Origin of the sequence: Sphingobacterium sp. JUb20, from assembly GCF_004342035.1 — a bacterium.
GTDB classification, from domain to species: domain Bacteria; phylum Bacteroidota; class Bacteroidia; order Sphingobacteriales; family Sphingobacteriaceae; genus Sphingobacterium; species Sphingobacterium anhuiense.
Map to the genome: position 1 here is coordinate 1 of NZ_SLYV01000014.1, position 15572 is coordinate 15572.

A 15572-nucleotide genomic window follows, 5' to 3' on the forward strand; every position below is an offset into this window, starting at 1 on the left:
TAGGCTATAATCTCGCTGACTCCGTCGTAAATTGTTCTTTAGTTCTTTTTTCATAATAAGCTGAGTTAGATGTCAACTTATTTCAGGACGGGACACAAAATACAAAAAAGCCAATCTTTTTCGATTGGCTTTTTTGTATTTATGATGAAGTCTTTTGTTTTCTTATGATTCTTTAACAAAAGAACTCAATTAGCATCCCACCATACTCTATTGGTTAAAACTCCATTATCACCCTGGTTTACCACATTTTGGTTATTCGTATTGATTTCTGTTTCAGGATACATAAACCGCAATGGATACCCATTAGGCACTGGAGAAGACACAGAGTTAGGGAAGTTAGGGTATCCGAGTCTTCTAAAATCATTCCATGACTGAATGTTATTAATATTATTTAGAGCTAACCATTTCTGTGTGATAATACGCTCAATCTTATTCGTTGCAGTCGCATAGTTCACATTAGTCTGGTTGATATAAGATTGTACATTATAATTATTAACATTGAACAAATAATTAAATGATGCTTGTATCCCACTTTGATATAATTGACTTGCTATACCTGTTATCCAATCTCTTTCAACTGCTTCTGCTCGCAAGAAATTAGATTCTGCTAATGATATTAAAACAATAGATTGATTGAAAGATTTAATTATTCCTGCTGGTTGGTTCCCATTCTCATGTGGTCCTTTTAAAGACGAAGTATTAACTGCTGCATACTCATCTTTTATCATATTTTCTCCCAAAATAACCCCTTTAAAGTCTCCGTTTATACTCATATAATTTTGAGCCAATCTCGGGTCATTAAATTCTTTATATTTTCCAATAAGATATTGAGTAGGGCGTATATTAGCATAATTAGCTACAGCTACTCCAGAATTATTACGATAGTAGGTTTCGTAGAATGGATTAATCTTAGATGCTGTATTCAAAAAACCTGGGTTTACACTAGCATCTTCTTCTAAAAAGCCAGAACCTTCTTTTGTAATTTTAGCAATTTCCTCTGTAATATAAGATGCTTGACTCGAAACTTCAGACTGTCTTAACAACGCTCTTAATTTCAACGTATTTCCAAATTTTGCCCATTTCGTTTTATTTCCTTTGAATACAACATCATCATTTGCAGGAAGCAAAGAGGCAACTTTAATTTCTTCTATACCTTGAGTAATCAGATCTACAGATTTTTTATATACATCTTTTCCGGACTCATAACTTGGGTGCAAAATCTTAGACCCTTTTAGGGCGTCCTCATAAGGCACATTGTTATAGAAATCAACAAGTATAAAAAAATGGTATCCCATCATAATCTTTGCTATTCCTGAATAAAATTTAGCATCTTCTATTTCCGCCTGTTCTAATATTTCTTTATAATAAAACAAATTATTATAAGTCGATTCCCAAACAGCCAATCCATCACGAGTATCTCTAATTCCTGGGCCATTATATATCTTGAGAGCTCCAAAAGAATTAATTCCTTCATTTGAAGTACCCCAATATCCTCCCCAAAGACCTCCGATCTGGTTTAATTGAGTAGCTTCATATGCCGCTGATGTCACCAATGCTGCAGGAAGTTTAGCATTCAAACTTAGATTTTCCTTAATTGGGGAATTCGGGTTAACATTTACATCTAAAAAATCTTTGCAAGAAGTCAATGTGAAAAATGCAAAACTCATTAACCCTATCTTTTTAATATTGTATTTCATTTTCGTATTTTTAAAAAGTCATATTAATATTGAAGCCCATTGACCTTGACGTTGGGATCTGTCTGAAACTCGCATAACCATCCGTTTGATTGTACAGTGCTTCGGGATCACCAATTTTATTGGAAGAATGTCTAATAATGAACAAATTATTGCCAACAAAACCGATGCTTGCTTTTTTAAACAATTTCTGTCCGGCCAAAAACTTTGCAGGCAATTCATATCCAACATAAAGTTCTCTTAATTTTAAAAAGTCTGCTTTTGCAGCAGTAGTTGTCTGAATATTTCCATAAGCGGTCCACCAAGCTTTGTCTCCTTTAGAATATACATCGGTATTCTCCACAACACTTCCATCCGCAAGTCGAACCATAGAATTTGGCATAATAAACGGCTGTCTATCATATTTCACAGTCTCAATATGTGTTCCTGCTGCATACATTCTTGGAAATACTTCTGAGTACATCCAGCTTCCTAATCTTGAGTCTATTTGAAAACCTAATGTAAAGGACTGATAAGAGAGTTTTGTTGAAAAACCAAAAAGGTATGGAGGAACCATTGTACCCAATACAACTTCTTCATCTGAAGGAATAACATTACCATCCTTATCTAGTACTATTTTACCTCCTTCTTTTAAGAAATCTGTCATCCTAAGCGTCGGATATTGATGATCTTTAAGCGCATAAGCCTGTCTAAAGATGTTAAATTCATCTCCTGCAAATAGGTCTTTAGCTTTAGTGTCTGTATAACTGAAGTTAAAACCCAAATCCAACTTCACTTTATCATTTTTAATTACAGTTCCATTGATCATAACTTCGAGCGTTTTATTGATCATCCGTCCTGCATTGACAATTGTAGAGTTAAATCCCGTTGCACTTGATATCCCGGCATTAAAAATCTGTCCATCAGAATCTGAATGTGCATAAGCAATATCTGTACTCAATCTATTATTAAAGAATCCCAGCTGAAGACCTACCTCATAAGATTTTACAAATTCTGGCTTAATTAATAAATTGGGTTCTGATAGAGAAGGCGTAAATCCGACCAAACTTCCATAAGGAAATCCTGCTGTCTGACTATATGTTAAATTTAATCTGTAAGGATCCAATGTAACATTACCGGTCTTATTATAAGATGAATAAACACGTCCATAATTTAATACGCTGTTATTTTTCAAACCTTCAATTGCATCTGTAAATACAAAGGAAGAACTTATACCTGGCGAGAAGTAACTATTATTATTGGGGTCTAACACAGAAACTTTATCATTTCTACCAGTCAAAGTCAAAAACAAATAATTTTTGTAACCTGCAGTAAATTCTCCATATGTAGCCAATGATCGGTATTTTGTTATTGTAGAGCCTCCTGTCAACTCTCCTGTTCTAGATCCTTGATTAAAAATATCTTCAAATAATAAGTTTGATGCACTTACATTTATTTGTTTTCTTTCATCCATTCTGACATTTTGACCTACTAATAACTTAGTCGTGAAATCACCAAAATCCTTATGAAAATTTAAAATCAAGTCATTATTGAATCTTGTAAATCCGGCATGAGTATCATTAACAGATCCATTGATATTCCGTGTTGCTACGCTAGATGTTAATTTCCGATTTGTTACACGACCTGGCTCAGATTGGAAATAAAGACCTGTTCTATAAGTCGCATCAAACCAGTCTGCAAATTCATAATTAAACTCTAATTTTGAATTTAAGGTATGTTGATCGGAAGTATTTCTGTTGTTATCAGCCATGAAAATTGGATTTCTTGTACTTGCAACAGGATTATACCAATTTAAAGGATTATTTGGAGAACTTGGATTTTGCCAATTTCTAGCGTCCTTATAGTCAATATTTGCAGGCTGAGTATATACAGAAAGCCAAGGCCCATCGCTCGTTGTATTGTTCTTAAAAAAGACATAGTTTACGTTAAATGAAGTATTAAGCTTGTTAAAACGACGAGAACCATTAAATCGGGCTCCAGTACGACTTGATTTATCTCCTGGAATAATTCCTTTGATACGCACATCCTGTAAGGACATAAAATATGAGCTTTCACTATCTCCACCCGAAAACGATAGATCATTTTGGGTCGTAATTCCTGTATCAAAAAATCCTAAGCGATTATCTTTACTAGGAGCTTCATATCGTTTAGTCGGTTGTAATCCATTGATTGGAAGACCAAAGTCTCTCTCTTCTCCATTAAACTTATCACCCCAAGATTCATTAGCTACTGGACTGTAAATCCCGTTCTGTCCTTGTCCAAATTCCACTTGCGCCGGCGGTAATAAAAATACATTAGAAAAAGTTGTGCTATTGCTAAAATTAATTTGACCTCGATCTGATTTTCCAGATTTTGTCGTGATCATGATAGCACCATTTACACCCTCAGAACCATAAAGGGCGGCAGCATTCGCACCCTTAAGGACAGTAATATCCTGAATATCATTTGGGTTAACACGTGTAATATCTGGTAAAGGAACTCCATCTACAACATACAAAGGATCATTTTTAGATCTGTTTAAAGACCGGGTACCTCTTAATCTAATCTGAATGCCTGGATCAGTTTTACCAGTTGTTAGATCAGTTGCATTGATACGCAATCCAGCAACTTTACTAGACAAAGCAAGTAATGGGTTTACAACTTTACCTAGATTAAGCTCCTCATTGCTAACAGACTGAGCAGAAGTGCCAAGCTCTCTGGATTGTCTTTTAATACCAAGTGCTCCAGTAACAACTACTTCTGAGAGCTGTTTGTTATCTTTTGCTAGGTAAATAATACGATCTGACCAATCTTTATCAATAAAAATTTCGGTCGGCAAATATCCTAAGTGGGAAACAATTAATTTTTGTCCCTGATGTGCCTGAATCCTAAAGCTACCTTGGGAACCTGTTATCACACTTCCTGAACGTTCATTCCCTTTTACAGAAACAGAAACGCCCCTAATAGGCTCGTCACTTTCTTGTTCTAAAACACGTCCAGCTAATGTAACATGAGTCTGTCCCAACAAATCCAAAGAATATGTGGCCAGCAGCAATAGCAGTAAAATTGAAAAGTAATTTTTTATCATCCTTCACTTTTTAGTTAATACATGTAAAAATTTATATCTTTGTCTTTAGAACCAGTCTAAATAACTGAGTGCAAAATTAGATTAATTATAAATAGTGGAGTGACGAGATCCGAAAAACAAGCTTAACAATCCGAAATTAAGTGGCAACTATAATAATAAGCACAATATGAATCAAGAGGATAGAAACATCTCCTTATACAATAACATAGATTATGAAATAAAGCTTTTAGCTTTAAATGATGAATTTTCTCGTCTCAAAATTGATGACAACAGTTCGGTTCTCATTATTTCTATGGCTAAAACCAGCACTATAATTTTGGACCAACAAGAGATTGAGCTTAAAGAAAAACATTCTTGCTTTTATTATTCACAAGGTTTGGATCTCTTTCTGATCGCAAAAAATGAGAAAGCAAAAATTTGTATACTGACATTTAAGGCTGGGTTTCTAAAGCACAGTGAAATTGAACTTGGTAATCAAGAAAAGATAAAAAAACTCTTTCAATCTTCATCAACATTGAGATGTTTTCGTGTCCCATCCATTCATAGCAATGCTCTAGGTCTTATTCATACGCAACTTCCAGAGTCTCTCCTATCTACATTCTATAAAGGGACATCTCTAAACATATTCTGCAAATTGGTCGCCTACTTAGAATTATCTACAAAAACAGAAAGTACAAGATTGAGAGATATTGATATGGAAAAGATAAAGACCGCTAAAGGATTGATCGAGTCCAATTTGAGTCAGAATTTCACGATCTCTCAATTGGCCAGAATTGTCGGAACTAATGAACAATACCTCAAAAAACATTTTAAGCAATTTTATGGAATGACAGTATTCAATTTTATAGTTGATTGTAAAATGAATAAGGCGAAACTGATGCTTAAAGAAAAAGATGTCAAGGTAAGCTCAATTAGTCAGCAGTTGGGTTATAGACATGCGACTCATTTTACTACAGCTTTTAAGAAATTTTTTGGATATACACCCAATGCATTAAGATATTTATTTGCAGTTTTCATAGACAATTATCTCGCAATTAAAGATATTGCGATGATTTATATTTAATGCAAAATTGTGGAAACCATATAGAATACAATACCATTATCTCCTTAAATGCGATAATTCTAATAGTCAGTAATAAAACAAAAAAGGCTCTCCTAAAACGGAGAGCCTTTTATTACTTATTCAATATAATTAGAATTCCCATCTTACGAAAGCTTCGATTGCCTCGTAATTAGCTAATCCCAATTGATCATATAATTCTGCAGTTTCGCTGGTACGATCTTCTGCACGTACCCAGAATTCACGAGGATCATCTCCAGGGAAAACTGGAAGATCTTTCTGTGATTGGTGCTTAAAGATAGCCAAACGCTTGCGGTATACCTCTTGTGGGGATAATGGAACAGCCATTTCAATTTCATGAATTGGGTACTCATGCCAAGCTCCACGGTACAACCATAACCAACAATCTTTGGTCCACTCATCAGTCGCTTTTAAACGTCTCAATGCTTCAAATAAAATATTAAAACATACTTTGTGTGTTCCATGTGGATCCGCAAAATCTCCTGCAGCAAATACCTGATGTGGCTTTACCTGACGTAATAATTCCATTGTTTGCTGGATATCATCTTCGAAAGAAACATCTTTTGAGAATTTCTGTCTATCGTAAAAAGGTAAGTCTTGGAAATGGATATTTGTATCTGGTAAACCTACAAAACGAGCGCCAGCAATAGCCTCTCCTTTACGGATTAATGCTTTGATCTTACGAACAATCTCTGTATCGATCTGGTTTGGTTTTTTAGTTTCAAAAATCTCACGGCTTTCTTTATACAACGTTGAAATTTTTGATGCATCAATTCCCATCTCTTTTGCAAAATCTTCTGCAAATTCTAAATAGCGGATAACATCATCATCCCAAACAGCTGTATTACCACAAGTTTGATAAGCAACATGTACATCATGTCCTTGATCTGCCAAACGAATAAATGTACCACCCATAGAGATTACATCATCATCAGGGTGCGGAGAGAATACAATTGAAGTTTTCTTAGCCGGATTAGCACGCTCAGGTCTTTGTGAATCATCAACATTTGGTTTACCACCTGGCCAGCCAGTAATGGTATGTTGCAATTCATTAAAAATACGGATATTGATATTGTAAGCAGGACCTGATTGGGTTACCAACTTAGCCATACCATGATTATTATAATCTTCTTCTGTCAGTTTCAGAATAGGCTTCTTAATTTCCAAAGACAACCAAACAACTGCTTTTTTAATTAAAACAGGTGTCCATTCTATATCTTCAGCCAACCAAGGCAAATCGAATCTTGTTAATAACGAAGCTGATTCTGTGTCTAAAATGAATTCTACATTATCAGACAGTTGCAAATAAGTTGCTGGAATCTCTGATGAGATTTCACCTTCTACAGCTTTCTTAATGATTTCAGCTTTGTTACCACTCCAGGCCATCAAAATGATCTCCCGAGCTTTAAAAATAGTACCGACACCCATCGTAATTGCTTTACGAGGTACATTTTCTTTACCACCAAAATCACGAGAAGCATCACGACGTGTCAAATCATCTAATGTGACAACACGTGTACCCGAATTAGGAGCAGATCCCGGCTCATTGAAACCGATATGACCTGTACGACCAATTCCTAAAATTTGAATATCTAAACCACCTAAGTCAGTAATTTTTTGCTCATAAGCTTCACAAGCGGCATTGATCGCATCTACTGCTAATGTTCCGTCAGGAATATTAACGTTTGCTCTCTCAATATCAACATGATCAAATAGATTCTTATTCATGAATGTCACATAACTCTGTGCGGCATCTGGCTGCATCGGATAATATTCATCCAAGTTAAACGTGATGACATTTTTGAAACTTAAACCTTCTTCTTTATGTAAACGGATTAATTCAGCGTAAACTTTAACGGGTGTTGCACCAGTAGCAAGACCTAAAATTGCATTTTCGCCATTCTCTTGCTTTTTGCGAATGATGTCCGCAATACGCTTTGCAACAACTTTGGAAGCTGTGCTTGGATCAGGATACACACTTACAGGAACTTTTTCAAAGCGTGTTTCTTCCAATAAATTTAATCTAGCCATTATTAGAATTAGTATTGATAGGGTGAATTACAAATTTATAAAATATTGTAGCTTATTCACCATATTTTATAAGATTTTAAATCGTTTATAGCAAAAATGCAAATGCACACGATTGCTAAAACGTTTATTTGAAGTATTATCTAATATTATTAAGTAAATCAATGGCTTGAATGAGCGTTTCAGATCTTTTAGCAAAACAAATCCGCAAAATATACTGATTTGGATCTGCCGTATAAAACGCTGAAATCGGAATTAATCCGATCTTATTTTCGACGATCATACGTTCCGCAAATAAGAGGTCTTGTTCCTGCGAAATTGAACTGTAATCAACATTCAAAAAATAAGTTCCGTTGCTCGGTAATACGGTAAATTTGGAAGATGATATTCCAGCAATCAGGAAGTTTCTTTTCTGTTCAAAGAAGTCTCCTAAACCTAAATAGCTTTGTGGATCTTCCAGATACTTGGCAATAGCCATTTGAACTGCACCATTGACACTAAAGACGTTGTATTGATGGATCTTTCGAAATTCTCTCGTTAATTCAAGGGGTGCTATACAGTATCCGACCTTCCAGCCAGTCACATGCAGTAGTTTTCCAAAAGATGCAATGACAAAGCTTCTTTGTCTTAGTAAGGGATGCGCTAATAAAGAATAGGGCTTTCTGCCATCATATACGAGGTGTTCATACACTTCGTCGCTCAATACAAATGCTTGCGACGACGATACGATCTGAGCTAATGCCTCGATATCATCCTGTTCCAGTTGTCGACCAGTTGGATTATTAGGGTTGTTAATAATAATCAATTTCGTTCTGGCATTCACTAGACTTTTGACATAATTCCAGTCAATAGTAAAATCAGGTGCTAAAAGAACAACAGGTATAACCTTTCCTCCAAATAATTCAACAGTTGGGGCATAACAGTCATATGCTGGTTCAAATATAATGACCTCATCATCTTTATGAACAACTGTAGCTATAGCGGTGAAAATAGCTTGAGTCCCTCCCGCTGTTACAGTAATTTCATCCTGAACGTCGACCTCTATCTGATGGGTATTCATAACTTTCAAGGCTATTTTTTCACGTAAGGGCAAGGCTCCCGGCATTAATGCGTATTGATTAAACCCATCGTTCATATAATCCTTTACAAGATTGATTAAATGTGGATCAGTATTATAATCAGGGAAACCCTGTGCCAGATTTAGTGCACCATACTGTTGCGCGAGCGCAGACATTTTACTGAAAATTGTTGTTCCCACACGTGGAAGCTTAGATTGAAAGGTTGAATTCATTATAGTCAGAATAAACAAATGCTAAGATAATATTTTGGAATAGTTCACAATCAATTGCACAAATTAATGTACAACAAATATAATCTACAAAAGCAATAGATTATATTTTTTATAATCTAAATGTTCAAAATAACCCTAAGAAAATTTTGAGACACGAACCTATCCGACTGACAGGAACAACAGATCATCGTCAGATAAGAGTATAAAGTTTGCGAAAGCTCATTCCAATGGATAATTCCGTTATGTTATTCAAATGAGTATATCGCATGTCATACCCAACATAATACTATCTGAGCAATGTATTCTTTAAGTTTTTAAGCCAGTTGTAGCAACTGAAGTTTACCTGTACAGTGTGGTAGGAAAGCTGATGATTCTTATTGGGATAGTAATCATTAGAATAATCCATTTCAACTAAAAAATCATTCGTAAAGGCATATCCACAACCAATTGTTAACCTATTGCTTCCAAACCTTGGATACTCAAAAACGTCCGCGGCCGTCTGGGTAAAAACTTCTTCAGAAGCCACGAGATAAACTGATCCTTTTGCAATCTCCGTTGCATTTAGTGTTTTTGTCAATTTCACCTGACTTCTTACCCGGAAACTTTCGTCAAATCCCTGTTCAATCCTCCTATCAAGATGATCTTCTATCCTAAGCCGCCCTGATAATGTAAATGGAGTCTTTATAAAATAATAAATCCCTTGCACTGCAGACCTGATTTCAGGAAGGCCATCCTGCTCCATAAGCTTAATCTCCGGATTATGGTTATAACCAGTAAATACTGAAAGCTTAAACTTTGAAAGCGAGTAATGAAGCCAGACCCTGGCATATAGCTGGGCATTGGAGTGAAAAGGATCATCATCTCCTGATAGGCTAGTCCATACCTGTCCAATATTTATTTCATTACTCCACTTTCCCTTTATTGGTGTCACAAATTGAAAATCGTTCCAAAACTGATTATAACTTTTAGTTTGGCCGTAAACAGCGACTGGCAATGCAATGATATGGAACATAACCGAAACAAATAGTAATCCCATCATGTAAGACATTGCATTTTTGATAAACCTATTAAAGCTTTCAACAGCTATGCGATGCAGGCTTTTATTAATCTTTGACTTTAAAACATTTAAATTACAAACTGCTGCACGTTCACCATATCGCTGTCTATAATGGAATACATATATGTTTTTTATGAATAAGCAAGGTAACATAATACTGTGCAGAATTTGATGGATTAAGGTTCTAATTAGTGAAAGCAAATATATATAATTGCTAAACAATGTTTAACTTAATTAAACATTGTTTGTATATAAATTTAGTTACAAAAGCTTCCGGATTATTAAAACACTAGCAACCTCACCATTAATAAATTAACTGACAGCCTTTATAAGCAACGCATTAGGCAAAAAGTATTTAGCTCGTAAAGAACGTTTTTCCGAAAAGATCTTACTGGTAATTTAATCATATAGAATACTGAATATGAAAATTCAGCAATTATTATGACAAGATTTGGATAGCTAAGCAATCAATTGTAAAAAGAATGTATAAAAAACAAATATAATCTACCTAAATGATAGATTATATTATATTTGTATTCAAAACGCTCAAATAATGATGAAAAAATTTTTTATATACTTCTTATTTTGCTTACCCCTTATAGTGGTCGCACAGAAGAAAGAGTTAACTAAAGAGGATTATATCGCTCGTGTAAAAGCCAATCCAGATTCTATTTCTACATTGGTAGATTTAAGAAGAGTTGGTGGCTATACGCCTGAATATCAAGAATTACAAAGCTTATATAACACCTTAGGCAAAAACGTTAAAAATTCACAAGAAGGTCAGGAATTTAAAACTTATCTTGAAGCACTTTCGAAAGTCGAAATCGGAAAACTAGCTCCCGAGTTTACACAGAATGATACCACAGGAAATCCTATTAAATTAACCGATTTCAGAGGGAAGTTTGTGCTATTAGATTTTTGGGCTTCATGGTGTCCTGATTGTCGGGTGCAAAGTCCTGACTTAGTCAAAACTTACGCGACCTTTAAAGATAAAAACTTCGAAATATTAGGAATTTCTTTTGATAGAGACAGAAACTCTTGGATAAAGGCCATTCATACCGATAAGTTACATTGGAAACATGTTTCGGACCTAAAGCGTTGGCAAAATGATGTTGGAACATTATACGGCGTCAAAGCTATCCCACAAAATGTGCTGATTGATCCTTCTGGAAAAATCATAGCCAGAAATATACATGGTGAGGAGTTGAATAAGAAACTGAAAGAAGTATTAAAATAAATAGAAAAGGGAGCGATTAATAATCGTTCCCTTTTCTATTTATAGCTCATGTTAACCAAAAAGAGCTCGGAATACATCCTCAAGAGTTGCAACCGGACGAATAGCGATATTATACTTTTTAGGATCTAACCCCTTTGTATTAAACTTAGAAATAAAGATTCCTTCAAAACCTAATTTCTCAGCTTCAGCGATGCGCTGCTCGATTCGATTTACAGCACGAATTTCTCCAGAAAGCCCGACCTCACCAGCAAAAGTGATGTTTGTTTTTACAGCAATATCCTGTTGTGACGAAATAATAGCGACGATGACTGCTAGATCTATAGCAGGATCTTCCACTCTTAGTCCTCCTGCAATATTTAAGAAGACATCTTGCGCACTCAATCTAAAACCAAAACGTTTCTCCAAGACAGCAAGTAACATACTTAATCTTTTAGTATCAAATCCAGTGGATGTACGTTGTGGATTTCCAAAAGCAGAATTACTAACCAAGGCCTGCACCTCAATCATCATAGGACGTGCTCCCTCCAGCATTGCTGCTATAGACACCCCACTAACCGGAGCATCGCGTTGCGAAATCATAATTTCAGAGGGATTGGAAACCTCTCTCAGACCTGAACCCTGCATTTCATAGATACCCAGCTCTGAGGCCGAACCAAACCGATTCTTCACAGCTCTCAAGATACGATAAACGTGATGCCGATCGCCCTCAAACTGTAAAACAGTATCGACCATATGCTCCAAAACTTTAGGTCCCGCAATAGATCCATCTTTAGTAATGTGACCAACAATTAAAACTGGAGTACTCGTTTCTTTGGCAAACCGCAATAACTCTGCTGTACATTCCCGAACCTGAGACACAGAACCCGGCGCAGATTCTATCTGCGACGAATGCAGGGTCTGAATGGAATCGATCACGATTACATTGGGTTGCACAACTTCTATCTGTTTAAAAATATTTTGTGTAGACGTTTCTGTTAAGATATAACAATTCGCATTAGATGATTGTGACAACCGTTCCGCCCGCATTTTAATCTGTTGCTCACTCTCTTCTCCTGAAATATAAAGAGTCTTTACCTGCGGAATGGATAATGCCAGTTGCAACATCAGCGTAGACTTTCCAATACCCGGTTCTCCACCAATTAAAACCAAAGAACCTGGAACAATCCCGCCCCCCAAGACACGGTTAAACTCTTGATCGGGTGTCAGGATACGTGATTCATCCTGATAGACGATTTCATGAATAACAGCCGCTTTATTTGCGCGCTTGGGTGACGATGTTACCGATGTACTGCGCCATTCAGGGACTTTAGATCCTGATTTCTCGACCACTTCTTCTACTAGAGAATTCCATTGCTTACATGAAGGACATTGCCCAAGCCATTTTGCGGATTCAAATCCACAACTTTGACAGAAATATGCTGATTTTGTCTTTGCCATTGTACGAATTTACCACTTTTTAAACGGCAACATTTAGGTTATTAAAAAATCTTACAATATTTTGTAACAAGAATCAGAAGTTATCGACTTATCGAATATGAATTTGGAACAGGAGTTTATCATCCTTTTAGAAAAAAATCAAAATATCGTACATAAAATCTGTAAAATATATACGGATCAAGAGGATATGCATAAAGATCTTTTTCAAGAAATAACGATTCAACTTTGGCATTCTTATCCTAAATTCCGAGGCGAGGCAAAATTTAGCACCTGGGCATATCGAATTGGGCTAAATACAGCGATATCCCTATTTAGAAACAAAAAAAGGACTTTACCAATTATTCCCTGGGACCAAAATTTAGAAAAAATATCATACGAGGAATACGATCCAGAAAAAGATGATCAGCTCCAATATTTATATGAAGCGATCCACCATTTGAATGATATTGAAAAAGCACTCATATACCTTTATCTGGAAGATAGGGATTATACAGAAATCGCTGAGACACTTGGCATCAGCGAAGTGAATGCTCGCGTTAAAATGAACAGAACAAAAACAAAATTGAAAGAGATTTTAAAAAAGAAAGGGGCTTTGTAATGGATGAGTTAGATCAATTAAAAAAACAGTGGTTAAAGAATACAAATTTCACCAAAATTAATCAAACTGAAATAAAATCATTACTACATAAAAATTCCACTTCAATCGTGAAATGGATATTTATTATCAGTCTCATCGAATTAAGCTTAGGTATTATTTTATCTTTTATGTTTCCGAGTTCTGAAAGAGAGGAATCGGCCTTTTTTAAATATTTAGGGTATGTGTCAGAACTGGTATTTTATATTGGTATAGGATATTTTATATATAGTTTTTTTACTTCGTACTCCAACATATCCAATAAAAGCAGTACTAAAGAATTATTAATTAATATCATTACCACGAGAAAACACGTCGAAAATTATATAAAATTTAATATATATTTCATTATATATGCTTTTGTAATTGCTTTCTTAGAAATAATTATAAGAAAAATCGATGCAGATGTACATTGGGGGACTAACTTTGTAATGATAATTCTCCTAGCGGTAATAATTGCTCTAATTACTCTAATATTTATTACCATTATAAAATTTTACTATAAAATCGTTTACAGAAGATTGCTCAAAAAATTGAATCATAACTACGAAGAGTTAACACGCTTAGAAGAGGAATCTTAGAAAAAAGAAATCTATTATTACCTTTACAAACTATGCGACAGACTATTATTTTCTATCTTGTTTTCGTTAATCTTCTTACTTTTTTGCTTTTTTATCTAGATAAACGAAAAGCGATAAATAAAACCAATAGAATCTCGGAGAAAACACTGCTAAGCTTTTGTGCCATTGGGGGTAGTTTAGGAGGGTTTCTTGGCATGCAGTTATTTCGCCATAAAACTAAAAAGAGAAGCTTTCTGCTTCCCTTTTTTATTATTGTTATTCTACAGGTAGGGGGTGTCTATGGATATGCTAATTATCATCATTTGATCTAGTTTTCATTTTCTTTTAGTATTCTTAAAAAGTTTAATCCCATAAGCTTTTCAAGGTCCGACTGATCATAGCCCCTTTTCAGTAAAGCCTTTGTCAAATTCGGTAATTTACTTACATCTTCTAATCCTCGAGGGGCTGACTCTATACCGTCATAGTCAGATCCGATGGCAACATGATCAATACCAATTTTTTGCACCAGATAATCAATATGATCCAAAAGTAAAGACAAAGGCACATCTGCAATATGTTTATTTTCCACAGACAATACCCCATATTGATCAGAAGCAGAGAGGGTATAATCGCCTTGAAGACCAAATTGCTTCTTGTACAATTTTTTGACACGCTTTTCATAATTTTTATCCAGAAAACCAGAGTAAAAATTAACACCTACCACTCCCCCATTTTTCTTCAGAGCTTTCAACTGGGCATCTTTTAAATTTCGGAAATGAGGAGTTAATTTGTAAGCATTACTGTGCGACACCAGTACCGGTTTGGTCGCGACATCCAATACATCATAAAAAGTCTTTTCACCAACATGAGATAAATCTACCATCATGCCCAGTTTATTCATTTTTCTAACAATATCCTTACCTAAGGATGATAAACCCTTACCATCCTGTGATGTCGTCTTGAACTCTTGAGCGGCCGCAGTAGCCCAAGATAAATTATAATTCCAAGTGAGCGTCATGTACCGGGCCCCTCGATGATAAAGAGCTTCTAAATAATCAATATTAGCCTCTATCATATTTCCGCCTTCTATACCGATAAGCGCTGCTACTTTTTCATTTTTTGTAATACGCTCAATGTCATCACTATTTTTAGCAAGCTCAATCTTATCGGGGTTTCTGTTTAGCACTTTTTCAAGAGCATCAATTTGATCATTAGCATGTTTAAATGCTCCAGATTTCCATTTTTTATCATCCGACCATACCGCAAAAACCTGTACATCGATACCACCTTCAATCAATCTTGGAATATCAGTATGGTTTACCGTTAATCGCTGACTGATATCAAGACCGGGTAAGATAGATGTAATAATCACATCATTATGGCCGTCAACAACGATCATCTTCCGATGAATAGCTTCATAATCTTGCGCCTTCACAATTTCAATCCCTGATAACATGATTACCAATGGTAAAATGTAATTTTTCAT

Annotated in this window: 11 protein-coding genes; 4 read left to right on the forward strand and 7 right to left on the reverse strand. The window is 35.3% G+C overall.

Going from position 1 to position 15572, the window contains the following annotated elements:
- Positions 1-185: 185 nt before the first annotated feature.
- Both EDF66_RS21015 and EDF66_RS21020 read right to left on the reverse strand, forming a co-directional pair.
- Complete coding sequence (locus EDF66_RS21015; protein ID WP_132844874.1) at positions 186-1697, reverse strand: SusD/RagB family nutrient-binding outer membrane lipoprotein; 1512 nt, start codon at positions 1695-1697, stop codon at positions 186-188.
- A 10-nt stretch (positions 1698-1707) separates the two neighbouring features.
- Positions 1708-4761, reverse strand: a complete 3054-nt coding sequence (locus EDF66_RS21020; RefSeq protein ID WP_132844875.1) for a SusC/RagA family TonB-linked outer membrane protein — start codon at positions 4759-4761, stop codon at positions 1708-1710.
- 166 nt (positions 4762-4927) lie between these two features.
- Here EDF66_RS21020 and EDF66_RS21025 point away from each other — a divergent pair, with 166 nt between their 5' ends.
- A complete protein-coding gene (locus tag EDF66_RS21025; protein WP_132844877.1) occupies positions 4928-5824 on the forward strand; it encodes a helix-turn-helix domain-containing protein in 897 nt (298 codons plus the stop codon).
- 129 nt (positions 5825-5953) lie between these two features.
- Here EDF66_RS21025 and nagB read toward each other — a convergent pair whose 3' ends face one another.
- The 3 genes from nagB to EDF66_RS21040 all read right to left on the reverse strand — a co-directional run bounded on the left by nagB (position 5954) and on the right by EDF66_RS21040 (position 10200).
- Entirely contained in the window at positions 5954-7873 is a 1920-nt protein-coding gene (gene nagB / locus EDF66_RS21030; RefSeq protein WP_132771692.1) for a glucosamine-6-phosphate deaminase, read from the reverse strand.
- Positions 7874-8009: 136 nt separating this feature from the next.
- Complete coding sequence (locus EDF66_RS21035; RefSeq protein WP_132844878.1) at positions 8010-9161, reverse strand: methionine aminotransferase; 1152 nt, start codon at positions 9159-9161, stop codon at positions 8010-8012.
- A 286-nt stretch (positions 9162-9447) separates the two neighbouring features.
- On the reverse strand, positions 9448-10200 hold the full coding sequence (locus EDF66_RS21040; protein WP_165902485.1) for a DUF2490 domain-containing protein: 753 nt from the start codon (positions 10198-10200) through the stop codon (positions 9448-9450).
- Positions 10201-10771: 571 nt separating this feature from the next.
- Between EDF66_RS21040 and EDF66_RS21045 the strand changes: the two genes are divergently transcribed.
- Positions 10772-11455, forward strand: a complete 684-nt coding sequence (locus tag EDF66_RS21045) for a peroxiredoxin family protein (protein ID WP_243656108.1) — start codon at positions 10772-10774, stop codon at positions 11453-11455.
- Between the two features lie 51 nt (positions 11456-11506).
- Here EDF66_RS21045 and radA read toward each other — a convergent pair whose 3' ends face one another.
- Entirely contained in the window at positions 11507-12892 is a 1386-nt protein-coding gene (gene radA / locus EDF66_RS21050) for a DNA repair protein RadA (RefSeq protein ID WP_132771694.1), read from the reverse strand.
- Between the two features lie 97 nt (positions 12893-12989).
- Here radA and EDF66_RS21055 point away from each other — a divergent pair, with 97 nt between their 5' ends.
- Together EDF66_RS21055 and EDF66_RS21065 are read left to right on the forward strand one after the other, a co-directional pair.
- Positions 12990-13490 (forward strand): RNA polymerase sigma factor, encoded by a 501-nt coding sequence (locus tag EDF66_RS21055; protein ID WP_132844881.1) that lies wholly within the window; start codon positions 12990-12992, stop codon positions 13488-13490.
- A gap of 649 nt (positions 13491-14139) precedes the next feature.
- Complete coding sequence (locus EDF66_RS21065; RefSeq protein WP_132844884.1) at positions 14140-14418, forward strand: DUF1294 domain-containing protein; 279 nt, start codon at positions 14140-14142, stop codon at positions 14416-14418.
- Here the strand turns inward: EDF66_RS21065 and EDF66_RS21070 are convergent.
- Entirely contained in the window at positions 14415-15572 is a 1158-nt protein-coding gene (locus tag EDF66_RS21070; RefSeq protein ID WP_132844886.1) for a dipeptidase, read from the reverse strand. The two genes, EDF66_RS21065 and EDF66_RS21070, sit on opposite strands and share 4 nt — an antisense overlap.

Excerpts from the sequence above, each read along its gene's own strand:
- EDF66_RS21020 (WP_132844875.1), bottom strand. The coding sequence starts at position 4,761 with ATGATAAAAAATTACTTTTCAATTTTACTGCTATTGCTGCTGGCCACA.
- EDF66_RS21015 (WP_132844874.1), bottom strand. The coding sequence starts at position 1,697 with ATGAAATACAATATTAAAAAGATAGGGTTAATGAGTTTTGCATTTTTC.
- EDF66_RS21070 (WP_132844886.1), bottom strand. The coding sequence starts at position 15,572 with ATGAAAAATTACATTTTACCATTGGTAATCATGTTATCAGGGATTGAA.
- EDF66_RS21035 (WP_132844878.1), bottom strand. The coding sequence starts at position 9,161 with ATGAATTCAACCTTTCAATCTAAGCTTCCACGTGTGGGAACAACAATT.
- EDF66_RS21055 (WP_132844881.1), top strand. The coding sequence starts at position 12,990 with ATGAATTTGGAACAGGAGTTTATCATCCTTTTAGAAAAAAATCAAAAT.
- EDF66_RS21025 (WP_132844877.1), top strand. The coding sequence starts at position 4,928 with ATGAATCAAGAGGATAGAAACATCTCCTTATACAATAACATAGATTAT.
- nagB (WP_132771692.1), bottom strand. The coding sequence starts at position 7,873 with ATGGCTAGATTAAATTTATTGGAAGAAACACGCTTTGAAAAAGTTCCT.
- EDF66_RS21045 (WP_243656108.1), top strand. The coding sequence starts at position 10,772 with ATGATGAAAAAATTTTTTATATACTTCTTATTTTGCTTACCCCTTATA.
- EDF66_RS21065 (WP_132844884.1), top strand. The coding sequence starts at position 14,140 with ATGCGACAGACTATTATTTTCTATCTTGTTTTCGTTAATCTTCTTACT.
- radA (WP_132771694.1), bottom strand. The coding sequence starts at position 12,892 with ATGGCAAAGACAAAATCAGCATATTTCTGTCAAAGTTGTGGATTTGAA.
- EDF66_RS21040 (WP_165902485.1), bottom strand. The coding sequence starts at position 10,200 with ATGATGGGATTACTATTTGTTTCGGTTATGTTCCATATCATTGCATTG.